The sequence below is a fragment of the Winogradskyella endarachnes genome, assembly GCF_009741275.1.
GTDB classification, from domain to species: domain Bacteria; phylum Bacteroidota; class Bacteroidia; order Flavobacteriales; family Flavobacteriaceae; genus Winogradskyella; species Winogradskyella endarachnes.
Window position 1 is genome coordinate 305,539 of sequence record NZ_WOWS01000003.1, and the last position, 25,573, is coordinate 331,111.

Annotated in this window: 18 protein-coding genes and 1 tRNA gene; 8 read left to right on the forward strand and 11 right to left on the reverse strand. The window is 31.9% G+C overall.

Annotation, left to right across the window (positions count from 1 at the left end):
* The first annotated feature begins 56 nt into the window (after positions 1-56).
* The gene (locus GN138_RS09720; protein WP_157363605.1) at positions 57-1,262 is read left to right on the forward strand and encodes a glycosyltransferase; all 1,206 of its coding nucleotides are present in this window, start codon (positions 57-59) and stop codon (positions 1,260-1,262) included.
* A 366-nt stretch (positions 1,263-1,628) separates the two neighbouring features.
* Positions 1,629-2,834 (forward strand): glycosyltransferase, encoded by a 1,206-nt coding sequence (locus GN138_RS09725; RefSeq protein ID WP_157363606.1) that lies wholly within the window; start codon positions 1,629-1,631, stop codon positions 2,832-2,834.
* Between the two features lie 583 nt (positions 2,835-3,417).
* Here the strand turns inward: GN138_RS09725 and GN138_RS09730 are convergent.
* From GN138_RS09730 to GN138_RS09740, 3 genes are read right to left on the reverse strand one after another with little or no spacing between them, the layout of a single operon-like run.
* Entirely contained in the window at positions 3,418-4,932 is a 1,515-nt protein-coding gene (locus GN138_RS09730; RefSeq protein ID WP_157363607.1) for a glycoside hydrolase family 2 TIM barrel-domain containing protein, read from the reverse strand.
* Entirely contained in the window at positions 4,926-6,146 is a 1,221-nt protein-coding gene (locus tag GN138_RS09735) for a hypothetical protein (RefSeq protein ID WP_157363608.1), read from the reverse strand. Before GN138_RS09735 ends, GN138_RS09730 begins: the two co-directional genes overlap by 7 nt.
* The gene (locus tag GN138_RS09740) at positions 6,146-9,235 is read right to left on the reverse strand and encodes a hypothetical protein (protein WP_157363609.1); all 3,090 of its coding nucleotides are present in this window, start codon (positions 9,233-9,235) and stop codon (positions 6,146-6,148) included. The genes GN138_RS09735 and GN138_RS09740 overlap by 1 nt, the downstream gene beginning before the upstream one ends.
* A gap of 202 nt (positions 9,236-9,437) precedes the next feature.
* Between GN138_RS09740 and GN138_RS09745 the strand changes: the two genes are divergently transcribed.
* The 5 genes from GN138_RS09745 (at position 9,438) to GN138_RS16035 (ending at position 13,777) form a co-directional block, all read left to right on the forward strand.
* Positions 9,438-10,622, forward strand: a complete 1,185-nt coding sequence (locus GN138_RS09745) for a response regulator (RefSeq protein ID WP_157363610.1) — start codon at positions 9,438-9,440, stop codon at positions 10,620-10,622.
* A 27-nt stretch (positions 10,623-10,649) separates the two neighbouring features.
* Positions 10,650-11,135: a glycosyltransferase gene (locus GN138_RS09750; protein WP_157363611.1), complete on the forward strand. Its 486-nt coding sequence runs from the start codon at positions 10,650-10,652 to the stop codon at positions 11,133-11,135.
* Positions 11,136-11,148: 13 nt separating this feature from the next.
* Positions 11,149-12,114, forward strand: coding sequence for a type I phosphomannose isomerase catalytic subunit (locus tag GN138_RS09755; protein WP_157363612.1), 966 nt, complete (start codon positions 11,149-11,151; stop codon positions 12,112-12,114).
* 87 nt (positions 12,115-12,201) lie between these two features.
* Positions 12,202-12,777 (forward strand): PhnA domain-containing protein, encoded by a 576-nt coding sequence (locus GN138_RS09760; protein WP_157363613.1) that lies wholly within the window; start codon positions 12,202-12,204, stop codon positions 12,775-12,777.
* A gap of 670 nt (positions 12,778-13,447) precedes the next feature.
* Positions 13,448-13,777, forward strand: coding sequence for a hypothetical protein (locus GN138_RS16035; RefSeq protein WP_197429338.1), 330 nt, complete (start codon positions 13,448-13,450; stop codon positions 13,775-13,777).
* A 119-nt stretch (positions 13,778-13,896) separates the two neighbouring features.
* On the opposite strand, the gene GN138_RS09770 is transcribed toward GN138_RS16035, so the two are convergent.
* The 5 genes from GN138_RS09770 to GN138_RS09790 form a co-directional block, all read right to left on the reverse strand.
* Entirely contained in the window at positions 13,897-14,370 is a 474-nt protein-coding gene (locus GN138_RS09770) for a YybH family protein (protein ID WP_157363614.1), read from the reverse strand.
* Positions 14,371-14,412: 42 nt separating this feature from the next.
* Complete coding sequence (locus tag GN138_RS09775; protein WP_157363615.1) at positions 14,413-15,513, reverse strand: DUF4407 domain-containing protein; 1,101 nt, start codon at positions 15,511-15,513, stop codon at positions 14,413-14,415.
* A 157-nt stretch (positions 15,514-15,670) separates the two neighbouring features.
* Positions 15,671-17,920 (reverse strand): M56 family metallopeptidase, encoded by a 2,250-nt coding sequence (locus GN138_RS09780; RefSeq protein WP_157363616.1) that lies wholly within the window; start codon positions 17,918-17,920, stop codon positions 15,671-15,673.
* Between the two features lie 2 nt (positions 17,921-17,922).
* Positions 17,923-18,288, reverse strand: a complete 366-nt coding sequence (locus GN138_RS09785; protein WP_157363617.1) for a BlaI/MecI/CopY family transcriptional regulator — start codon at positions 18,286-18,288, stop codon at positions 17,923-17,925.
* A gap of 161 nt (positions 18,289-18,449) precedes the next feature.
* Positions 18,450-19,838 carry a dipeptidase gene (locus GN138_RS09790; RefSeq protein WP_157363618.1) on the reverse strand — a complete coding sequence of 463 codons (1,389 nt, stop codon included), beginning with the start codon at positions 19,836-19,838 and terminating at the stop codon, positions 18,450-18,452.
* Positions 19,839-19,992: 154 nt separating this feature from the next.
* Here GN138_RS09790 and GN138_RS09795 point away from each other — a divergent pair.
* Positions 19,993-20,074: transfer RNA gene (locus GN138_RS09795), tRNA-Leu, on the forward strand.
* A gap of 54 nt (positions 20,075-20,128) precedes the next feature.
* On the opposite strand, the gene GN138_RS09800 is transcribed toward GN138_RS09795, so the two are convergent.
* The 3 genes from GN138_RS09800 to GN138_RS09810 form a co-directional block, all read right to left on the reverse strand.
* Positions 20,129-21,100, reverse strand: coding sequence for a Gfo/Idh/MocA family protein (locus tag GN138_RS09800; protein ID WP_157363619.1), 972 nt, complete (start codon positions 21,098-21,100; stop codon positions 20,129-20,131).
* Between the two features lie 2 nt (positions 21,101-21,102).
* Positions 21,103-22,416: a sugar MFS transporter gene (locus GN138_RS09805; protein ID WP_157363620.1), complete on the reverse strand. Its 1,314-nt coding sequence runs from the start codon at positions 22,414-22,416 to the stop codon at positions 21,103-21,105.
* Between the two features lie 251 nt (positions 22,417-22,667).
* Positions 22,668-25,529, reverse strand: a complete 2,862-nt coding sequence (locus tag GN138_RS09810) for an alpha-amylase family glycosyl hydrolase (RefSeq protein WP_157363621.1) — start codon at positions 25,527-25,529, stop codon at positions 22,668-22,670.
* Positions 25,530-25,573 lie beyond the last annotated feature (44 nt).

The window sequence follows — 25,573 nt, forward strand, 5'->3', positions numbered from 1 at the left end:
AAAATTTATACTCATTTATATTTTAACATAATCAATAACATAATACAAATCAAATCATGAAATTAGCAATCGTAACAGCATATCCACCAAGCAAGGTGACCTTAAATGAATATGCGTATCATTTGGTAAAACAATTTAGAAAAAACAAAAAAGTAACCGAGTTAATTCTGTTAACAGACAAAACTGAAGGTGCTAAGGATATTGAATTTACTGAAGCAGGTTGTAAAATAATAATAAAAGAATGTTGGTCTTTTAATAGTTATAAAAATATACTATCAGTTACAAAAGCAATTAACCAAACAAAGCCAGACTCTGTATTGTTTAATTTACAATTCATGAAATTTGGCGATAAGAAAATCGCAGCGGCTTTAGGCTTAATGTTACCAATGGTTTGTAAAATGAAGAAAATTCCAAATATTGTATTGTTACATAATATTTTAGAGGAAGTAGATTTAGGAAGTGCCGGTTTTACTTCAAATAAATTAATGCAAAGCATCTACGGGTTTATAGGTACAACATTAACAAAATTAATTTTAAAAGCAGATACCGTTGCTGTAACCATGCAGAAATATGTAACTATTTTAGAGAATAAATATGGTGCTACTAATGTAAAACTAATTCCTCATGGTACTTTTGAGATACCAGCAGAACCAGATTATAAATTACCAGAAGGACCTTTACAAGTTATGACCTTTGGAAAATTTGGAACTTACAAAAAAGTAGAAGGTATGATTGAAGCAGTAGAACTTGTAAGAGCATCTACAGGTTTAGATTTAGAAGTAGTTATTGCAGGTACAGATAACCCAAATGTACCAGGTTATTTAGCTAAAGTTGAACAAGATTATAAACATGTACCAAACGTGCGATTTACGGGTTATGTTGAAGAATACGAAGTTCCAATTTTATTTAACGAAAGTGCAGTAGTAGTATTTCCTTATACATCTACAACTGGAAGCTCTGGAGTACTGCATCAAGCTGGTAGTTACGGTAAAGCCGTTGTTATGCCAGATTTAGGAGATTTAGCTTTATTAGTAAAAGATGAAGGCTACAGAGGCGAATTTTTTGAGCCTACAAGCGTAGAAAGTTTAGCCAAAGCTATTGAAGCTATAGTTACTAATGAAGCTTATAGATTAGAATTAGCAAAAACAAATTATAAAGCAGCAACAGCACATCCTATGTCGCAAATAGCTGAATTATATTTAGCAACATTCAATTCTATAATAGAAAAGAAATCTACAAGTATTGCTACAGCTTCTGCTTAATAATAAACATAATTAACTAAGCATATTAGTTTAGTCGCTTAAGGCTATCACTCAATGTGGTAGTTTTATATAAAATCCAATAATTTAATTGCGGTCTGTAAACTGCATTAGGTTATTGGATTTTTTTGCCATTTATTTTAGCTACAATCTCTTTTAGGATGCGACTTCTCAAATACAATATGATTGAATTTTTACGCGATTTTTAGATTAGGTTTCTTGTTGAAATTCAGTTTGTTACTTATTGCTCTAAAATTAAATCGACACTTTCTGTCCATTCGTCTACAGTAAAAGTTGACTTAACGAAATTTCTAAAATTCAGCCATTTAAAGGCTCAAATTTGTAGTGTAATTAATTAAATCTAAGAGTATGAAACTAGCAATTGTAACAGCTTACCCTCCAAGTAAAGTCACTTTAAATGAATATGCTTATCACTTAGTTAAACAGTTAAGACAAAAGGATGATGTAACAGAACTTGTGTTATTAACGGATAGAACTGAGGCAGAAAAAGATATAGATTTTAAGGAGTTTGGTTGTAAAGTAACTGTAAAAGAATGTTGGTCTTTTAACAGCTATAAAAATTTGTTTTCTGTTACTAAAGCAATCAAACATGTAAAGCCAGATGGTGTATTGTTTAACTTACAATTTATGAAGTTTGGAGATAAAAAAATTCCGGCAGCTTTAGGATTAATGTTACCATTGGTATGTAAGTTAAACAACATTCCTACCATTGTCTTATTACATAATATTTTAGAAGAAGTAGATTTAGCTAGTGCAGGTTTTACGTCTAATACATTGATGCAAAAGATTTATGGGTTTATAGGTACATCATTAACCAAATTAATTTTGCAAGCAGATACAGTTGCCGTAACCATGCAGAAATATGTTGATATTTTAGAATATAAGTACTTATCGCCAAATGTAGAATTAATTCCGCATGGCACCTTTGAAATACCTAAAGAACCAGACTATACACTTCCAGCAGGACCATTAAAAATTATGACCTTTGGAAAGTTTGGTACGTACAAAAAAGTAGAAAGTATGATTGAAGCTGTTGAGTTGGTAAGAGAACGAACTAATCTAGAATTAGAAGTTGTTATAGCTGGTACAGATAATCCAAATGTTCCTGGCTATTTAGCAAAAGTAAAAGAAGATTATAAACACGTGCCTAATGTAAGATTTACAGGTTATGTTGAAGAGCATGAGGTTCCAAAACTTTTTAACGAAAGTGCAGTAGTCGTGTTTCCATATACATCTACAACCGGAAGCTCAGGTGTTTTGCACCAAGCAGGTAGTTACGGAAAAGCTGTAGTAATGCCAGATTTAGGAGATTTAGCACTATTAGTAAAAGATGAAGGTTATAAAGGCGAGTTTTTTGAACCAACTAATGTAGAAAGTTTAGCATTTGCCATTGAAGCAATAGTTACTAATGAAGCTTATAGGTTACACCTTTCTAGGTCTAATTATATAGCAGCAACAGCACATCCAATGTCTAAAATTGCAGATATGTATGTAGAGCAATTTCAAGAGATTATAGATAGAAAAACAAACCATAAAGCCTTGTATTCAGCGTAATAAAAGAATATAATTAGAATCCCCTAATTTCTAATTAAAAAGGATACAGAACCGAAGAATCTTTTGCAGATTGGGTTGGATTAAGTAAAGATTCTTCAACTGTATTCTAAAGAAAATAAATTAAATAATAGCACATAAATAAACTCTTTTTGCCCCAAATAAAAAGAACACCTACAACTAATTAGAATCCCCTAATTTCTAATTAAAAAAGGATACAGAACCGAAGAATCTTTTGCAGATTGGGTTGGATTAAGTAAAGATTCTTCAACTGTATTCTAAACTAAAATACAATTAATAATTGTACGTAAATAAACTCTTTTTGCCCCAAATAAAAAGAATACCTACAACTAATTAGAATCCCCTAATTTCTAATTAAAAATGAATGCAGAACTGAAGAATCTTTTAGAAGGTTTGATTAGATTAAGTAAAGGTTCTTCAACTGCGTTCTATTAAATTGTAATTAACGATAAGACTATTTGAAACATCATATTCTTTAATTGAAAGTTTAGAGACAAACCTAAAATTTTAGCATAAAAGCGATAAAAAGAATTACTGAGATTTTTATTTGAAGCTGAAACTAAAATTAATTAGAAATATATTTAAAAGCTGGCTTTTTTGCCCCATTTTTATCAATAAACCCAAAATGCTTTTGAGTGTTTCTACGCCAAGGTCGTCTGCCTACAACGGCTGTTGGCACCTCAGTAAAATCATATAAAGTCCAAGACATAAATTGTAAATTATTTGCAGCAATTTGTTCTTGGATTTTTTTATGGTAATTGGCTTGGTCTTCCTCAGACGACCCAAAAGGTTTCCAAAAACCAGAATAGGAAGACAATCCAAACTCTTGAAGAACCAAAGGCTTATTAGGTATTTCTGTTTTTAATGCTGAAACTGCTGCATCCAAATTTTCTAAATTTTCATAATAATGAAACGATATAAAATCAACTTTATCTTTTAATATTGTAGCACTTTGTGTATTAGACCAGCCAATAGTAACAGGATGAATGCTATCTGTAGCTTTTACTAAATCAATCATATTGTCTAACCAAGCAATAACATTGTCTTGTCCTCGCGATTCAAAATCTAAATTAGGTTCGTTTTTAATATCCCAAGCTAATAAGGCCTTATGGTCTTTTACAGCATTAACAATCGCTTCTGCGTGACGCTGATTTAAGGTCCAATTCATTATAGAATAATCTCCAAAAAAATCAAACAAGGTTAATACTACGTTTAATTGGTTGGCTTCTGCAACATCTAAAGTTCGTTTTAATTTTTCAATTTTTTTAGCATCAACATGTTCCTTTCCAAAGTCTTCATATTGCACAAAAAGACGTACAGAATTTAAACCAGCGTCTTTAATAATTTTAAAATCCTTTGCAATAGTATCTGTAGAGAATTCATCGCCAAACATATCCCAAGGATTTGCTTGTGGATAGTAATTAATACCTTTAATATTTAAACTATCTACGTTTATTTGTTGCGATTCATTGTTATAAATATCTGCACTATCTTTTACTAAATGTCTAATACGCCAAAAGCCGTCTTCTAGTAAAAATACCATTTGATAAGTAGATGTTTCTGTGGTTTCGTGTATGAGTGCTTTAGCTTTATATACACGTTTGTATTCTATAACATTACGGTCTGTAATTACGGCTAATTGACCATCTTGACTAAAATACTCTAACGTAGGATTATGGCTTAAGGTTGTCGCCTCAATACTGATGTCTTGTGCTTTGTTTAAATCTATAAAGGCAAACAAGTTTTCTCTTGCACTGTCTGTATAATAGTCCTTAATTCCCGCCGTTTTATTACTCTTATAGGCAATTTGTTTTACGTACCAAGCATCTAAATAATCATGCTGAATGGCATTTAAGGTTTGGTCGTCCATGGGTCTGCCTTCATTTTGCAAGGGTTCCCAAACCATTTTTGGTGCGTATTGGTCTACCTTTTTAATTTCGGTATGTAGCATGGTGCTGCGGTCGGCTCCTGTATTTAAGTAACTAAATAGTGCGCTTAGACCAGAAATAATTAAGGCTACAATCATAATATATGAGGCAATTAAAATGGTACGTAATATATTTTTGTTAAGACTTACCATAGCTTAATAGATTTAAATTCTTTGGATAAGCCAGCGGTTTCAATCTTAAAATTATAACTGCCGTTTTTATAAATAGCTGGTTTTAGTTTAAAACTAGTATACCCATTAAAAGATGTTTTGGTCAATGTAGTAATAAGTGCATTGTCTTGGTAAATATGTAGTTTTATATGCAATCCATCTGGTATCATTTGTCCCATAAAACTTTGCAAAGGACCTATGCTGATTTGTCGGTTATGTTCTGAAAATTCTACATCAAAATCTTTAACAACTTGTTTGTAGCTAATAGAAATACTATTACTTTCAGACATACCATCTACATAGGCTTTTATACTCCATTTATCCGCAAAATCTGGATGAATAATTTTTGAATTCGCAATACCATCAATCGTGGTTCCAGTGGTTTTTAAAATGTTACCTTTTCCGTTTGTAATAAAAAACGTAACAAATGTACCATCGCTTACCACGTTGTTCTGTTTATCTTTTATTGTTGTAGTCCATAACGTAGTTACCTGATTTCCGTCTGCATAATCGTGCGGTCTTGTTACAGAAATTTTAAAGTCTGTTGGTATGGATGGCATCACATTTATAGTAAATTCTTTAGAATTGATACCTAGACTTTCTGAAGATACCAACATTCTTCCACTTTCTCGTTTAGAATATATATTTCTGTAGGCAATTAAATTTTTAGTGTATATATCAAAGCCTTCTTCTGAATTTAAAAACTGAAATTTGGCATCAACTAAAGTATGTGTTGGTACAGGATTGTCTAAAGAATCCGTTGGTATAACCACCAATGTGGTATAATCTTTTCCGCCTGCTTCAATACTTGGTGGTCCAATATAAGTTTCCATAGTGGCTACTTCTGGTTTTGGTAAGATGTTTAATTTTCCTGAAAGTGATTTGCTGTTGTCCAGTAAAGTCCAGTTAACAGTACCAATTTTTTTAGTGATATTTTCAGGTATAACAAATTCTAAGGTGTTGTTTTTTAAGCTTGAAGAAATAACGGTAGAACCATAACTGTTAGAACAGTATAAATCTAATGGTACATCATTTGAAGTTGAAAATCTAAGCACAATAGGTTGACCAACTTCAAATTTGGTTTGTGTAGAAATTAATGTTATTTCAGTTGAAGCAACTTTAGTGTGTTGCACAACAGCAAACGATGATAATAACATCAACCCTAAAAGTAATAAGTATGTACGTTTTATTTGCATTAATTAGGACTTCCTATATAGGTGTTAATTTCAATTTTAATTCCACTAAAATCGAGATGTTCAATGGGTTGTAATTCCGCATTGGTATGATTTTTAATTCTATTTGGCACTATTTTATCAGAGATATCTTCGTTTGGTAAACCGTTTACAAAGATGTTTTTCATGTCATCGTTTATTATCTTAACATCGCCATCAATTATAATAGGATATTCAAAATGTTGCTTACGTTGTTGTCTCACACCAGCTTTTACAAACATATGGTCTACCCAAACCATGTTTTGGTCGTTATCATAATAGGTTATTAATAATTGAGGAATGGTTATTTCTTGTATACCACTATTAAACAAGTTACCATTAAGCATACAATCTTTAATATTCACATCACTTAATACAACGTTTTTATACAAATCAGAACCAGACACATTGCCAGCCACTTGTAAGTTGAATTTCGTGGGTTGTTCTTCAAACTCAACTGGTGTAAATTCATCTGGATTAAAGGTATCTGGAATAGAATCTTGGGTTTTAGACCAAGCAATGCCTTCAAAATTAATTCTAAAACTACTGGATTCTTTGGGCATTAGTTTGTGCTTTACATGATATTTGGCATTGTAAGTAGCTAATTCTTTGTTGTCATCGTTGTAAAGCGTGCCTTTTAAAATAACATCTGCAGGTACATTATCTATATTCTGAACTTCGCCAATAATAGCATAACTACCATCAAACTGAACTAGTTTTGCTTGTATAACCTCTAAAACGGGTTGTTTTAAAATATCTTCGTGGTGTGTGGCTTCGGTTGTAATTCTACGTCGACCTTGATTAAAATATTTAGTAACGTTATCAGAATACAACTGGTCTGGCGGTAAATCGTTATTTAAATCATCGGGTTGTAAAAACCATTTTCCTTTAATTTTAGACAAGGATTTGTAATCTACTTTTTCAATTTTTTCTAAAGGTGTAATCCATTGGCTGGTCACTTTTGCTGAAACCGTACTATCGTTAAGCGTTGTGATTTCGGTTTCAATAGCATCCATTTTTGCATAACTACTCAATAAACCATCCGTTACCGAAATCTCTAGCATATATTGGGCAATTGGTACATTACTATTTGGGTCAATTAGACTATGGGCTTTTTCAAATTCTTTAAAATCTAACGCATCATAATAGGCTACAATTGCGTTTTCTGGGCTGCGTTGCGAGTCGTTTTTTAGATAGAATAAGTAGATGCCGTAAAATACTATTATGGCTAAAATTATGGACCAAAGGTGTGTTATTCTCAATACATTTCTATTAAACTTGGTGTATGCCGTTGGGAACTTTAGAAAATCTGGTAATGGTTTTATTCGTGTTTTTAATGCTAATACAAATAGCATTTGTATGTTTAGAACAAAGGCCACCAAAACAGTTAAAAATGGCATAATTCCCCAATGAATTTTTAACCATTTCGCCACATCTTCCTTTGGTAAAATAGCAGAAACAGGCGGAATGTTAAGGCGTTCCCAAACCATTATACCGTTTTCTAATTGCCGTAAACGTTGCCAGCCGCAGAAATAGAGTATTGGGTCGTAAAATTTATCGTTAGAGAAAATGTATTTAAGATTGTATTTTTCTGGTGTGGTTAAAAACTGTTGCAACGAGCCAATACCAGCAACACCTTTAAATTTTGAATTTTCTAAGCGTTCAATTGGCCTCGTCGTTAATTCTGGCAAACGCCTTGCAGAATGATAGTTACCATCTACCGTCATAGCATCGGTTTGTGCACTAAGCCATGCCATTTGGTCGCCGAAACCAAGGGTTAAAAATCGCCATTTATCATGGTCATCTTGGTTTAAGAAATTTACAATCGGTAACATTTTTATTTTTTGTGGTTGCGATGGTCTAAAGTAATTTAAACTCATGGTAAACACCACCATAAAAACCGCCAAACCAGCAAGTATGCCACCAATTATTCTGTGATAAACAGCACCAAATTTAGTTTGGATGAGTGTTTTTAAATCGCCTTCCACAAAACGATAGGCAAATTCACCCATTAATGGAATTGATAATATAGAAGCCCAAAGTGTAAAACGGTCTAAGGTTAAGATGTTAAATGCCGTTTCGCCAAGCATTTTTAACGGAATAGGTGTTGTGCCACCAGTTCCTAAAACAAAACATATGGTTACAGATAAGCCAAAAAACAGATAACGTTTACTGTAATACCTATAAAATATATAAGGCAATAATATGAGTAAAATTCCCCAAGGAATTAAAAAGAATACCAAACCTGAAGATGTGATTTCTAAAAAATTATCACGAGAACCATGCGGAATTGGGACTTGTGTTATTGGGTTGGCTTTAGAGTTGAGCCAATACGGAAAAATACAACCAATAATTAATACCAAAGACAGCATCCCAAAACTCACAATACGTTTAAAGAGTTTGAAAAAAGTATTTAAGAATATCTTGAAAGTGACCTCTTTCATGCTATTGACCTGCTCTCTTGAGACATCCATAAGCACCATGCCAATTAAAGGAAAGATAAAAAAGACCATTCCAAAAATTGGGGTAACGTGATGCGAAGTTACAGTAACAGCAATTAGAGATAAGCTGGTGGCTAAATACCATTTACGCCCTGTTTTTAGCCATAAATAGATTTCTGGCAAGGCATGCATTAACACCGAAACACCAACAATACTAGGTAATTGTCCAAAGATGTGAAGGGTTTCTATAAACGACGATGAAAATACAGCTAACAGACAAGCGTAACCTGCAACGGTTTTATTACTGGTCATTAATAAAGAAAAACGATACGTCCCAGTTATAAAAAGTACAATGGCAATTAAGGCCACGCTAAACATACCAAATTTTAATCCACCAATTAAGGACAGTAAACCAATGGACTGATGCACCAAAGGCGGATAACTCTGTACGGTAAAGCCTGTGTACCATTCATAATTCCATGGCTCAAACCAACTGTTTGCATAATGGTCTGCAAAAAACAAGTGGATTAAGGCATCATAAGTAGTTTCTAAAGTAAAAAAGATAGCACTACCATGAAACGCTAAGCCTAAAAGCAGCGCAGAAATTAAGTATTTGTTAGAGGTTTCTTTCAACTGATGGTTTTCAATTTTTCATAGAAAGCATGAGCTTTAATGATCTTGTAAAGATAAATAATTTAAACAGTGGTTCGTTTTTTAATTATCTATAGTAAACTACCATTCATCTACAGTAAATATTGGCTTCAGCTAAAATTAAAAATTTCAGACGTTATCCCAAGTATTTTTGTCCTGTAAATAACGAATAAAATCAAATATTATGAAAGTTTTAGCCATAGATGATCAGCAATTAGTATTACTTCCTTTAGAGAAACGATTAATAGAATTGGGTTATCAAGTAAAAATTGAAACTGACGCTTCTAAAGGTCTAGAATTATACAAATCATTTAATCCAGATTTAGTTATTGTAGATATTAATATGCCAGGAGTTTCTGGTTTAGATATTGTAAAACATATTAGAATAGCTAATAATGACCAAACACCAATAATGATTTTATCTGGTAATACTAAAGATGAAACTATCACTGAGGCTTTTGAATTAGGTATTAATGATTACATGAAAAAACCACTAAGCATAAATGAAATTAGTGCACGTGTAAAACGATTAATTGGTGCTCCATCGGTTAAAAACGTAGTAACAAAAAGTAATGTTATAATTCAAGAACGCTGTGTAGGTGTTGTTATTCCATGTTACAACGAAGAAGAACGTTTATTAAGCGATGAGTTTTTAAATTTTATTGATAAAAATTCTGGTTACCATTTATGCTTTGTTAATGATGGTAGTAAAGATAATACCTTAAAAGTACTTCATAAATTACAAGAAGGAAGAGAAGATTTTATTACAGTTTACGATTGTCGAAAAAACGGTGGAAAAGCTGAAGCTGTACGTTCTGGAATGTTGCATATGGCTACAAAAGATGATTTGGATTACATTGGTTTTTTAGATGCCGATTTATCAACAGATTTAGCAGATTTTGACGATTTAGTAAAAACGATTGAAAATTCAAATTACAAGATTGTAAGCGGATCACGTATTTCTAGAATGGGCGCAAATATTACTAAAGAATCAGCAAGAAAAATAATTAGCTTAACCATTAACTATATTATTAGAAAGATTCTAAAAATGGATTTTAAAGACACGCAATGTGGTGCAAAAATTTTTCATAAAGATGTCATTAATATTGCTTTTGGAGAAAAGTTTGTAACGCAATGGATTTTTGATGTAGAAATCTTTAAAAGAATGAGTATTCACTACGGACTAAAAAAAGCTAAAACAATGCTATGCGAGCAACCATTAAAAAGATGGATACATGCCGATGGTTCTAAATTATCAATGAAAGATTCGTTTAAAATAATATTTCAGTTAGGGCAAATAGCTTGGGTTTATGGCGGAAAAAAACAAAAGAAAGTAAGTGCAAACTCAAACATCTTAACTGTAGTTTAATTATTACCCTTTTAAATCCCCTAGAACATGAAAAACGGTATTATAATTATCTTTCATAATAACGAAAGCCAAATAGATACTTCTTTTTTTATAGATCAAATTAAACAGACATCTAACCTAGAGTTATGCTTTGTAAATAACAATAGTAAAGATAATACTCAAGAAATATTGAACGAAATTAAAGACGCTTGTAGCAATGTTTCAATAGTTAATGTAAAAAAATTTAAATCAGATATGTCAGCTGTAAAGGCAGGTGCAAGGTATATGTTTAATGAGTTTAATTTAAAACATATTGGTTATGTATCTACCAGTATGTTAAAAATAAAGTATCATGGATTAAATGAGTTAATAAAAGTTATTTCAGAAAATCAAGATGCGATTCTTAATTATCGGATGATCTCCTTAAAACGAAAGCAGACACTGTTTCAAAGTTTATTTTCACTTTTAGATTATCTAAAAAAAGTACAGAAAAACAATAAATTTATTAAGCTTCAATTTCAATCTAACGTATAGAATAGTTAAAGTTATGCAATCATATCCAATAAAATTTACACCTATTTTAAAAGAAAAAATTTGGGGAGGAGATAAACTATCTCAGATTTTAAACAAAAAAACAGATTTACAAAATGTTGGAGAAAGCTGGGAAATCTCTGGTGTTGAGGACAATATTTCAATAATATCTAATGGTATTTATAAGGGAAAATCTTTAAATGATTTAATAAAACTCCATAAAAGCGATTTTTTAGGAAAACAGAATATTGATGTTTTTGGAGAAAATTTTCCATTACTAATTAAGTTTTTAGATGCTAAAACTAATTTGTCTGTGCAGGTACATCCAGATGATGAGATGGCTAAAGCAAACCATAATTCTTTTGGTAAAACAGAAATGTGGTACATTATGAATAGCGATGAGAATGCCGAAATTGTTCTAGGCTTAAAAGATAATGCTATAGATAAAAATGTGTTAGGTGATATTAATGCTACTAATGTAGATGCTATTTTTAATACAGAAAAAGTGGCTCAAGGCGATAGTTATTTTATTCCTGCCGGTAAAATCCATGCTATTGGTGCAGGTGTATTGGCAGCAGAAATTCAGCAAACTAGTGATATTACGTATCGTGTTTACGATTGGGATAGAACAGATGACAAAGGAATGCAAAGAGAATTACATACAGAAGCTGCAATAAAAGCTACTAGAACATTCGCCACTAATGGAAAGTGTACTTACCAATTAGAGGAAGCAAAAACAAGTAATCTTGTAGACTGCGATTTTTTTACCACTAATATTTTTAAAATAAAAGCATCGCAAAAAAGAGATTACAGCGATATAGATTCTTTTATCATATTTATGTGTGTAGAAGGCAGGGCAGAAGTTACAGTGAATAATTTAACTGAATTTGTAACTATGGGAGAAACTATTTTGGTACCTGCTAACACAGAATTAGTGGCTTTTAATTCTACAAATGCAAAATTCCTTGAGGTATATATATAAGGAGTAATAAAAACGTTAAAACCCTTTCTTAAAAAGTGATTAAAACTCTAATTTAATTTTACATTTGTATTATAATTAGTTATTAATATGTCATTAGAAAGAGAATTAAAACAACGTAGCGGTTCTAAGTGCGAACTTAGCGGAAGCGAAGAAAATTTAGAAGTTTATATTGTTCCAGATATTAAAGAAAATGGATTAAAAACGGCATTATATGCTTCTAAAACATGTATAGAACAGATGAATGATTCAGAGCTTATTAATCCTAATCATTGGAGATGTCTAAACGATAGTATGTGGAGTGAGCATGATGCAGTTAAGATTATGGCATGGAGAATGCTTAACAGAATTAAAGCAGATTGGACCCAAGATTTGTTAGCTATGATGTATATGGAAGATGAGGTTTTAGAACTTGCAAAAGCCTCTGGAGATGGTGAAGATGAAGCAGATAAATTAATACATAGAGACGTAAACGGCGTTATTTTAGAACATGGAGATTCTGTTGTTTTAATTAAAGACTTAAAAGTAAAAGGGTCTAGCATGGTAGCCAAACAAGGCACTGCTGTTAGAAATATTAGACTAGACCACGAAAACGAAACCTATATAGAAGGTAGAGTAGATGGTCAGCAAATTGTTATTATTACGGAGTACGTTAAAAAGACTTAATCAGAATCTTTCTTATTAAAAAAGTCAAAACTTAATGGTATTAGAAAAACCATGAAGAGATATTTTTCTGTCACTAAACCATAAATGGTGAGTGCAGCTAGTATTACCATTAGTATTATTTTGTACTTGTATTTCATGCCATAAAATTAATCACTTATTTTATTTCTTCAAATTTATTAAAAGTGTTAGAGATAAGGCTAAAATCCTAGTACTGTAATTAATCATTGCGTCATAATTCTAATGAAGCAATGATTTTTTTCTTATGATTGTAGGTTCTGTATAAATTGTGTTGTCTTGTTTATCGCATTAGGACCTATCTGTGCAGGTGGATTTGAAAAACAACTAATATTATCAACACAACTTCTAAGAAAAAGTTCTCGTTTTTACTAAAATTATTCACAAACCAGTGGATTTAAAAGCTCATATATTAAAGCTGAAGACTTAGTAATATATGTCTTAGTTTTTTCTTACAATTACATATAATTTTTTTAACGTATTTTATCGGAAAAATATACATCTTGTTTCTAATTATCCTATCTAAATACGGTTCATCGATTAATTCCTTAAGATCAAAATAATAGGTAGATATTGAAGTTAACCCTCTATCACTATAATACCATTTTACTGATTAATAGCCACAATTAGTATAAACGCTTAAAAATTATTTATTATGGATTTGGAAATAACAAAATTCAATAATCGTTATCAAATAAAGGGCACTTTAAATAAAGTAAATTTGAAGACTTTTAATCTCTACTTTGCTAATATCTTTGAAAAATTAGATGAAGTGTTATTAGACATTGAAGGCGTAGAAAGTATTGATAGAGCAGGTGTAATGGCTTTGGCTAAATTACATAATGAGTCTATTACAAAATCAAAATCATTATCTATTACAGGTTTAGGTTGTAAAGAGTTATACCAACATTTTAAAACCAATACACCACAGCAAAAAACTTCAGAAAATAGAGGTATTGTTGCAAGTAATATTGCAGTTGCATAAAAGTATAATAAAATTAGTTATAAAGTGTTTCTTAAACATTTGTGGTGATAGATGAATGTTTCGGATTCACTTTATTCGTTTATAATAGCTAATGTTTCTACAAGACGAGATTTTTGTATTTAACAAGACATATCTGCAACAATTTTCCAACTACCATTAATCTTTTTAAAGATGATCATAAAAACACCATTGGCATCACCTACTTGGCGACTTAAATGGTATTCGCCCATTACCCAATAATTATCGCCTTCAATTTTAGAGATGTCATTAATTACAAATTTTAGTGTTCCACTTTCTGCAGAAGTAGGATAACTTTTTTTGTAATTCTGTAAAGTTTTGTTCCAGCCTTTTGTTAATCCTCTACTGCCGTAAAATTTTAATTCATCACTTCTCCAATAGCCTTCCATAAAACCTTCTAAGTCATGGTTATTCCAAGCTATTTCTTGGGCTTGCATCACTAGCCTTATACCAGCTTCGGCTTGTGCTTTAGTGTCGTTTGTTTTAGTTGTATCATTTTTTGTTGTTACATCTGTTTTTATGCTTACACAACTAACAGCAAATAATACAGATAATAGAAGAATAAAGCGTTTCATAAGATTGAAGTTTTAATTCAATCTAAAAGTAACAACTAATTATTAAAGAATCCCTTTTTGTTTATTCAAAAAAGCATCCGCTTGGAGTTGCATTAATTCTTTTGCTTTTTTTCGTTTGTAGTTTATTACGTCTTCTTCATCTGCAATTTCAGTATAAACTTTATTATTTATATCGTTATCGGTTTTTAAGAGTAATTCTCGTTCTGCAACTTTTTGTAAAGTCCATGTTTTAATGGTGGTTTCTTGGTCTTGTAATTTATAGTCGTATTCACCTTTAGAAGCTAAAAGTTTTGCAATTATTGGTGAGGTTTCTATAGCTAAAAACAAAAGAAATATAAAGAATGAAGGCAACCAAGGTAATTCTCCCAAAGCTGTAATACGTGCCATTAAACCATCAAAATTATCAATAATGGGTTGAGAAGAGGCTACGTTAGTATTGAAGTTATTTTGTAACTCTAAAATTTCGTCTTCTAACGTTGTAATTTTAGCTTTATTATCCGTTTTTAACTGTTGTAACTCAGCCAAAGCCGCATCATGTTTATCGCGTTTTTCTTTGTAAACTGGTCCTTTCCCTAAAAGTTTAGATCCAGCAGTTCCTTCTGCTTCAGAAATGTACGTATTGTATAAGGCGTTGACTTCGGTTTCCTTTGTATTTATTTGAGACTGCAAGTCTAAGATTTGCTTATTTAATTCATCAATTTTAGGATTGAATTGTTCTGCAATTTGATTTTGATTTGCTAAGGTTAAATCATTCTTTTGCTCTAATAAAACTTGATTTATTTCTTTTTCAAAAATCTTTAATTCTAATGGTTTTGAAATGACAATTGCAATTATCACAGCCAAGAAAATTCTTGGTGTGGCTTGAAGAATTTCGTCAATAATACTATCTCGTTTTTTTATGGTTGATACAATATAGCGATCTAGATTAAAAATGAGTAAACCCCAAACTAAGCCAAAGAAAATGGAAGAATAAAGGTTGTCAAAAACAGTGTATAATGCATAACTTGCTGCAATGGTAGCCATAACAGCTGTGAAGAAAACAGTGGCTCCAATACCAGCATATTTGTTTTGTTCACCAACGGAACAGTCGTTTAAAATATCGGTGTCAGCGCCAGAGCAGAGTATAAAGAATTGTTTTAACATAAAGCGTTCGATTTTTTTGATTGACCTGATAATTCAGATTGATTGATTACTTATAAGAACGCTAAATATTTGGTTTTGTTACACTTTTAATTGAAAATAAAAGCCTTAATGCTGTTTTATAACATTAAGGCTTATGATATGTATACTTTAAATCTATCTATTCTACAATTTCTATAGCGAGTGGTGAAAATTTTGAGCCTTTACCGTCTTTAATATCAAAGATGGTTATATAATCGCCAAGTTGAGCAGATTCTAAATGTTTTAAAGTGATTTGGGTAATTTTGTTGCCTTTTATTTGTTCCGTTTTAATCCCAGGAATTTTAAGTTTAAAAGCAGTTATTTCTCCCTCTGGTAAAGTAAGGGTTAACTTTTTTAGTTCTGTAAATGTCATAGTCATTTCTCCAGATGTTATAGTTTTTCCATTGACAATAGGAAGAGGGTTATCTTTTTTGTTTTTAACAGGTGTACTTAGTTTTACAATATATTTTCCATTCTTATCCTTCTGAGTTAACATTTCTGTGCTTTTACCTTTATTGGTCTTAGCAATATATTTAGCTTTTTCTGCTGAGATTTTTTTACCATCTAAGTAGAAGGTTGCGCCTTGTTTTTCCATGTCTTCTATATATTCTAAGAATGAAGGGCTTTTCGGTGGAGCAGGTGGAATCTCAGGAAAAGCTTCAGATACTTTCTTCTGCTCGGTACTCATTATATTATAGATGTGAGTATACTTATTTAATTCTTTGAGCTTAATAATTTTATTTTTACTTGCGTTTATTTTTTTAGCCCAAGCATTGTATTCTGCTATTTGTTTTGGTGTTGCTTTTTGTTGTGAGGGGCGATTAAAGTTCTTAGTAGGGATAGGAGGAACAGGTAAAATTTTATGTTCTTCCAACTCTTTATTAGTAAACGAATTGTAAATTTTATCAGCTTGAGCTTTTAAAATTTTAAGTTCAGAATTGTCAATTTGATTATCTTGTAAGTAGTTAAAAATTGCATTTGAGTATTTTGTAACAGCTTTGTTATAGCGATTTAATTGCGAGTTTTTATAGGTCGATTTAAAACCATCTTTGGTATATAAATGATATTGATTCGCTTGAGGAAACTTTGTGCTTCGGGCATTTTTATGAACTATTGAGCCAGTTACATGTACAAAATCATTTACTGAATATTCATTTAATACAGAATTTGATACGTGTTTACCGTCAATCCAAATGGCATATTGATTTGCATTTTTAAAAGCTTCATATTGAGATACTGAAGGTTGCCTTGGTTGTGTCTTGGAAAGATTAGGTTGTGGTATTAACCGTGTTGGATATTTTTTTACCGAAGCACGTTGCTCATCCGACATTAATTGGTCATATATTATAACTGCTCGTTCATATTTTGAATAGAAAATAGTATTAGTTTCAGAATACTCTTTTATAAAATCTCGATATTCTTGCATGAGTTTTTCAGAAGCAGCATTCGCGTAAGTCATGTTAAGATTATTGGCTTCATGTAATTCTTTTTTAATGGTAGCTACAGGTTCATTTTTTTTATTTTCAACATATTCTCTTCCTGCAAAACTGTAAAATAAAATGGCAATTAATGGCAGTACTAAAATTGTACTTAACCACATTCTGGTTTTTGATGTTTGTGTTTTCATAACTGTAAATCGTTTTTTGATGGATGAATAATTAATAGCACTCGACATTGATAAGTCTTGAGTGTTAGATGAAAATTGTAATAAAATATTTTGATAAACTTTAGCATCTGAGCCTTGTTTTAAAACAGCTTGGTCAGCTAAAAATTCGTGATTTAGTTTTACGTGGTGTTTGAGTATGTAGACTAGTGGATGAAACCAAAATACTATTTGCAATAACTCTAATACTATAATATCTATACTGTGCAATTGCTTGGCGTGTGTTTCTTCGTGAAGCAAAACTTCAGCAGGAATAGATTCTGTTTCATAACGCTCTTTATTAAAAAATATATATCTAAAGAATGAATGAGGAATTAAGTCTTCATTAAGTAAAATATAAATAAAAGAAGGTTTAGAAATTTGCTTGTTTTTAGAAATACGACGATGCATTTTTAAAAGATTGACTATAAATCGTATTGCAAATAGTAGTACGCCTACACCATAAAAAAACCATAATATATTTACTAAAGTAAAAATAGAAGTTTTGTTTGCAGGTGCTAATTCCATAAACTCTGTTGGAATAAATATTGGAGCGGTTTCAAAATCTGTTACAACAGGTTCTATATATTCTGTTATTGTTAAAGTCGGAATTATTAATGCAATAAAAAAGGCAGCTAATAAATAAAATCGCTTAAACAAATGCATGTTCTGGCGTTCTAGAAATAAAATATATGCCAACCAAAATACTGCTAAGCAAGCCGAAAATTTTAAAAGATACATTTCCATAATTACTTGTTTTTAATTTCTGTATCAATGATTTTTTTTAATGCCTCTAATTCTTCTTTTGTTAAATCTGTTTTACGCGTAAAAAATGATGCAAACTGAGAGGCACTATCATTAAAGAAAGTTTTAATTAGGCCATTAACGTGTTTAGAGAAATAATCTTCTTTTTTTACTAAAGGAAAATACTCTCTAGATTTTCCATAAGTTTTATAATCTATAAAACCTTTACCAATCATTCGTTTTAGTAGCGTAGCAACAGTGGTAGTTGCAGGTTTTGGTTCTGGGTAAAGCTCAAGTAGATCTTTCATAAAAGCTTTTTCAAGCTTCCAGAGATGTTGCATTAATTGTTCTTCGGTTTTTGACAGTTCCATGCTCTACGTTTTTAGAATTAACTCTACAAATGTAGAATATATATTTTTATTCTACAAGTGTAGAGTAAAAAAAGGGATAAAAAAAATCCGCTCACTAAGAACGGATTTGATGTTTGTTGTTATTAACAGTAGGTTGCAACTGCGCTCAACCTAGCCTTAATTTATTTAAAAGATTCTGTGAAATACTTATAAAACCAAGGGATAGTCTCGATACCTTTAAGGTAATTCCATACTCCAAAATGCTCGTTTGGAGAGTGAATGGCATCACTATCTAAACCAAAGCCCATTAAAATAGTTTTACTTTTTAGCTCTTTTTCAAAAAGTGATACAATAGGAATACTTCCTCCACTACGTTGTGGAATTGGTGTTTTCCCAAAGGTCTCTTCGTAAGCTTTAGAAGCTGCTCTATAACCAACGCTATCAATAGGCGTAACATAGCCTTGTCCGCCATGATGCGGTGTTACTTTTACAGTTACAGCTTCAGGAGCAATACTTTCAAAATGAGTTTTAAACAAGTCTGTGATTTCTTCCCAATCTTGGTTGGGTACCAAACGCATAGAAATTTTAGCATAAGCCTTACTTGCAATAACTGTTTTTGCACCTTCACCTGTGTAACCTCCCCAAATTCCGTTAACATCTAAAGTAGGCCTTATAGAATTTCGCTCATTTGTTGTATAGCCTTCTTCGCCATAAACGGCATTTATATCTAATGATTTTTTATAAGCTTCTAATGAAAAAGGTGCTTTTGCCATTTCTGCGCGTTCAGTATCAGATAAGTTTTCTACTTTATCATAAAATCCAGGAATGGTGATATGGTTATTCTCGTCATGAAGCGAGGCAATCATTTTAGTTAAAATATTTATTGGGTTGGCTACTGCACCACCATATAAACCAGAATGTAAATCTCTGTTTGGACCAGTGATTTCTACTTCAACATAACTTAAACCCCTTAAGCCTGTAGTAATTGAAGGTACATCTTTAGCAATCATGCCAGTGTCAGAAATTAAAATAACATCGTTAGTTAGTTTTTCTCTATTGGCAGAAACAAATTTAGCTAGATTTACACTACCAACTTCCTCTTCACCTTCAATCATAAATTTTACGTTACAAGGTAATTCGTTATTAGAGGTCATGTATTCTAAAGCTTTAACATGCATATACATTTGGCCTTTATCATCACAAGCGCCTCTAGCAAAAATGGCACCTTCTGGATGTAAGTCTGTTTTTTGAATAACAGGCTCAAAAGGAGGAGAGTTCCATAAATCTAATGGATCTGGCGGTTGCACATCATAATGACCATAAACTAAAACTGTAGGTAAATTTTTGTCAATTATTTTTTCGCCATATACAATAGGATAGCCTTCGGTTTCACATATTTCTACATGATCACATCCTGCTTTTTCTAGACTTATTTTAATGGCATCTGCCGTTTTTAAAACATCACCTTTGTAAGCAGAATCTGCACTAATTGAAGGGATTTTTAATAAATCTATAAGCTCATTTAAAAAGCGGTCTTTATTGTCTTGAATATAAGTTTTTATGGATTGCATAAATTAGGTTTGATTTATATCAAAAATATGAATTTAAACAGGAATATTTTGGTTAGAACGTAACTTTAAGAAATGATTAATAATTCTTAAAAAAATCTTATTTGTATATTCAAACTATTGTTTATATTTGCAACCCAATAATTATTGGAAAGTTGCAGGCGTGGTGGAATTGGTAGACACGCTAGACTTAGGATCTAGTGCCGCGAGGTGTGAGAGTTCGAGTCTCTCCGCCTGTACAAAGAAAAAGCTAACTTGTAAAAGTTAGCTTTTTGCTTTATAAAGAATTGTATTTAATCTGCTTTTAATATTTGGTCCATTACCCAAGCTGTTTTTGCAGCTGTTTCTCCGGTTGAAGGATGAATAAATTCACTTTCTAAATGCTTTTTTATATTTTGAACATGATATAATTGAATGTTTTTGGGATGTTCAATGACTAAACTTTTATGTTTTTCCCCATTTTCTAAAACAATAGGTTGCTCATTAAATACTGAAAATTTAATCTTTCCTTTACTTCCAAAGATTTCTACATTATCCTCTCTTTTTTCTGTTCCAAAATTCCAACTTCCAGTACCAGTAATACCTGAATGATGGAGCCAATTAGCAGTAACAGCATCTTTTGCAGAATACAAGCCTTGTTGGTTGGTTGCTATACCAATTGCTTTAGAAATATCTCCTAACAAGTAAGCAAATAAATCTAAGCCATGAGAAGCTAAGTCATCAAAATAACCTGCAGGTGCAATTTTTGCATCTGTGCGCCAGTTGTAAGCTTTAGACGTGTCAATGGCATTGGCTGGTTTGGTTAAAATCCAATTTATATGTCTTATTTCTCCAATACTATCAGCATCAATCCAAGATTTAATTTTATCAAATCTTGGTAGTGAACGTCTGTAATACGCTACAAACAGTGGCAGGTTTTTAGCTTTAAATGCCGCATTAATAGTCAAACAGTCATGGTGTGTAGGTGCCATAGGTTTTTCAATGCAACAAATTTTACCTGCTTTAGCAACTTTTAAAGCATAAAAGGTATGTGTGTCTGGTGGTGTGGCAATATAGATGGCATCAATTTCAGGGTTATTAATTAGTTGGTCTGCATCACTGTAAAATTTCGGAACATTGTGCCTCTTAGCATAATCCTCTGCTTTTTCAGCATCTCTTCTCATTACAGCTGTTAACTCAAAACCTTCTGTTTTTTGATATGCTGGTCCGCTTTTAACTTCTGTTACCTTGCCACAACCAATAATTCCCCAATGATATGTTTTCATGTTTATGATTTACTTTTTATTTTATGTCCCCAAATTGCAAAAAATAATATAATCGCGTAACATGGTATTAATATCCAATAACTTTGAGTTGATGCTGTTGCTAATGCTTCTGTTTCATTAAGTCCAGAGGAAATAAGTTCTAATTTGTTGTTGTCTACAATTTTTCCGTAAAGTGGTGGAATAATAGCACCTCCAGAAATGGCCATAATTAATAATGCCGAAGCTGTTTTAGTATGTTTACCTAAACCATCAATAGATAGTGGCCAAATAGCAGGCCAAACTAAAGCGTTGGCAATTCCTAAAGCTGCGACAAATAAAACTGATATAAATCCTGTAGTAGATAAAATGAGAACACTAAATACAATACCTAAAACAGCACTTGCAACTAAAGCTGTTTTTTGATTAATGTATTTAGGTATTAAAAATACACCTAAAGCATAAGTTGCTACCATGGCTAGCAATGTATACGTTGTAAAATATTTCGCTTCTTCACCTGTGAAACCTAACGAAATTCCATAAGCAATAATAGTATCACCAGCTATTACTTCTGCTCCAACATAAACAAACAGTGCAATTACACCTAGCCACAAATGTGGAAATTGAAATATGGTTTTGTTAGCAGAACTATTTTCTATTGTAGTTTCGTCTTCTGTTGGTTCAACATGTGGTAAAGGTGCTTTTCTAATTAAAATTGCTAAAATAATTAAGACAGAAGCCATAATTATATAAGGTATAAAAACACTATCTGCCATAGTATCTAAAAGTGCAGCCTTTTCAGATTCTGAAGCCATTGCAACTTGTTCTTTTACGGCATCAATACCAGAAAGAAGAATGGCGCCAAAAATTATAGAACCTAATGCACCTGCTACTTTGTTGGCTATTCCCATAATAGCAATACGTTTTGCCCCACTTTCAATAGGTCCTAAAATAGTGATATATGGATTAGAAGCTGTTTGTAAAATAGTCATGCCTAAACCTTGAATAAAAATACCAGTTAAAAATACCCAGTAAGTTCTTGCTTCAGCTGCCGGAATAAATACCAATGCACCTATGGCCATAATAAATAAACCAAGCGACATACCTTTTCTATAACCAATTTTATTTAATATATAAGATGCAGGTAAAGCCATTACCACAAATGAAATATAAGATGCTGATGCTACTAAATAAGATTGGGCATCTGTGAGCTCGTTAATGGTTTTCATAAACGGAATGAGTGCGCCATTTATCCAAGTTACAAAACCAAAAATAAAGAAGAGTCCTGCAATAATAAGAATTGGGATTACGTTGTTTTGAGGTTTTACACTCGTGCTCATAAGCTTAAGGTTAGTTGTTTTTTATTTAGAATTCTATTTACATTGGTTGAACTACCAACTGATTATATAGAATGCTGTTGTAACAAATATATTAACTTTAGTGTTTGAAATAGAAATCTGCTAGCATAAATACATGCTTGTTTATAATTTGGCAACTATTTCTTAAGTACTCAGAGCAAAGCAGTTTGAAAAAGCAAAAAGGAGCTTCCATCACAAGAAACTCCTTTTTAATAAAACAAACACTCTATTAATTATTGTTTAATCAATTTTGAAGTTAACATTTGGTCATTTTCATTTTGAACTTTCACCATATATATACCAGAATTTAATGTGGAAATATTGAAGCTGTCAGTATTAGTAAAATTGCCGTTGAATGCTTTAACTAACTTGCCAGTTAAGTCATAAATTTCAACATTTGAAACATTCGTATTAATATGAAACGCTGTTTCCGTTGGATTAGGATATAAACTAAACCCTGTTAATGTTTCATTTTGAACACTTAATGCGTCCGAAGACTGATTTCCTAGAATTCTAAATTGACCAGCAGGAATAGAAATTGTAGTTGTAGAATTTGCTATAGTTGTATTTCCTGTTGGATCCATTAAATCGTACCAAGTTGATGCAATCCCACTTGGAAAATTAGTGTTTATAGTTTGGGTAGTTACATCAAAATTTGCAAGAATTATAACATAATTTAATTCTGTACTTGGTATAGCACTATCAAATACATCTATTCTAGGTGTATAATCACCAGATGAAATAGTGTAATCACCTTCAAAGACAGCTTCTTCTATTTTTAACTTGTGTAGCTTTGACCAGTCTTCATAAATTTGAGCCCTTAAAGCCTCAGACAACCAGTTTTCTGTCCATTGTGGTTGTGGCTTTGTATCTAACTTACAGCCATCGTTGTTATAACTTCCATCGTTACAAGTGAAAATTGAATTATCCATACCGAGTTCACCAAAGTGCCAAATCATTTTTGGACCAGGTACCATGGCAGAAACAGCTCCTAAGGCTGACATTCTGGATAATGCCACATTTAATTCTTGAACATTATGAGAAGCGTTACTCGTATTACCATAAGCAATGTTTTTATACATTAGACGTTCCTCATCATGACTTTCTGGGTAACCAACCACTCGTGGCCCATTAAAACCAGTATGCGCATTATGGCCAATTCTATCAATGTTTTTATCGCCATTTTGTCCCATGGTTAACTCATTGTAAGGGTCTGTCATTTTTCCCCACATCATTACGCCTAAGCCTTCATCTAAGCGATAATTAGCCCATTCTTTCTCTTCTGTATCAGAACCTAAATGTTCAAAAATAACATAATGGTCAGCATCTAAAGACCAAGAATAATCAGCATAAGCTTTTAAGATATCTACACGATCTTGCTGGTAGCTATTAGTACAGTTTTCGTCGCTAGATGTACAATTTTGTGTAAATCCTTTGGTTAAATCCCAACGGAATCCATCAATGTTAAATTCATTTATCCAATAGTCTACCGTACGTTTTACAAAATCTTGGGTTCTAGGATTAGAATGGTCAAAATCTTCTCCTACACTATAACTATGTAATGCTACTTCGTTAAAATATGGATTTTCAGAACTTGGAGTGCCCCAACCATCACCATCTGGATCATTCATCCACATTCTTACCATTGGATTTCTTCCAAATGCATGATTAAATGCTATATCTAATATTACAGCAATTCCGTTTTGATGGCAAACATCTACTAATTCTTTAAACTTATCTTTAGTACCATAGTATTTGTCTAATGCCATATGAAATGATGTATTGTAGCCCCAACTTTCGTTGCCTTCAAATTCCATTATTGGCATTAACTGAATGGCATTAATGTTAAGGTTTTTAAAATAGTTGATTCTGTCTATAATATCTTGATAGTTTCGGTTAGCATCAAAATCTCTTATTAAAACTTCATAAATGACTAAATCTTCTTTTTTAGGTTTATTGAAGTTAGTTACTTGCCAGTTATAATCGGTTTGTCCAGTTTCTAAAACAGTAACCTCTCGTTCTTGACCTGTAGGATATGTAGGTAAGTTAGGGTAGGTTGTAGCAGAAATATAAGGGTCATCATAAGGTGATAACACTAAAGTAGAATAAGGGTCTGCAGTTTTTACTAATGACGGAGAATTGGTAAGTGGTGTTTTATCTACAATCCAATATTGGTAGGTTTCTATTTGTCCTGGTGTAAGACCTGTTAATTCAATCCAGAATTTATTGTTTCTAGTTGGGTCTTTTTGCATGGCATAAGTTGTGTCTGGTTGCCAATTGTTAAAACTTCCAGCAACGTATACAAAATCTTTTCCGGTAGCATATAATACTAAAATTGCTGTATTATCATCTATGTATGTAATTCCGTCTTCATAATTAGTTGGCATTATTGCAATATTTGTACCTGGATCTACGAGAACATTAAATGATTTTGTTATGGAAGTACCATTTAGCTCTGCGGTTAAGACATAGTTTTTATTAGTTGTTATGTTGGTGTCTGTAAAACTATAGCTATTGGTTGAGATATTTGTGTCTATTATGTTGCCATTTGCCGTAAGTGTATAACTTGCATTTCCACCAATATTTGTAGCTGAAATGGTTAAATCTTCTCCAGAATTTAGAATAGTTGTATCATTTGAAGGGCTAGATAATGTAACTTGAAACGTACCTACTTCAAAAATAAAATCACTACAACCACTTGCTTTTAGTTCTTGGGAGCCATCTTCATTTCTAAAAACCATTCCCATTTGTATAACATTGCTAGCTTCTGTTGTTGTTAAACTATAATAAGTTTCTGGTGTTATTGTAATACTATAAATTCCGGCGCCTTGATTAGTCATTTCTCCTATGCCATCATCTTGTCCCCAATTTCCAACAACGCTTATACCAAAAGCATTAGATCCATCGCCTACACCAGAATGCATGTATACCTTTGAAGGATTACTAAAGCCGTTACAATCTGTGTCGCTACTATTTATATCTAAGGTGATTGTTATGCTTTCATCTATTTCAAAAGGATTTGGTGCGATTGTAACTTGTGCGAAAGCAAATAACGATACACTTACACATAAAAGTGCTAAGTAAATTTTTTTCATAAGTTTTTGTGTTTAAAAAAAGGGCTGATAAAAATCAGCCCTTT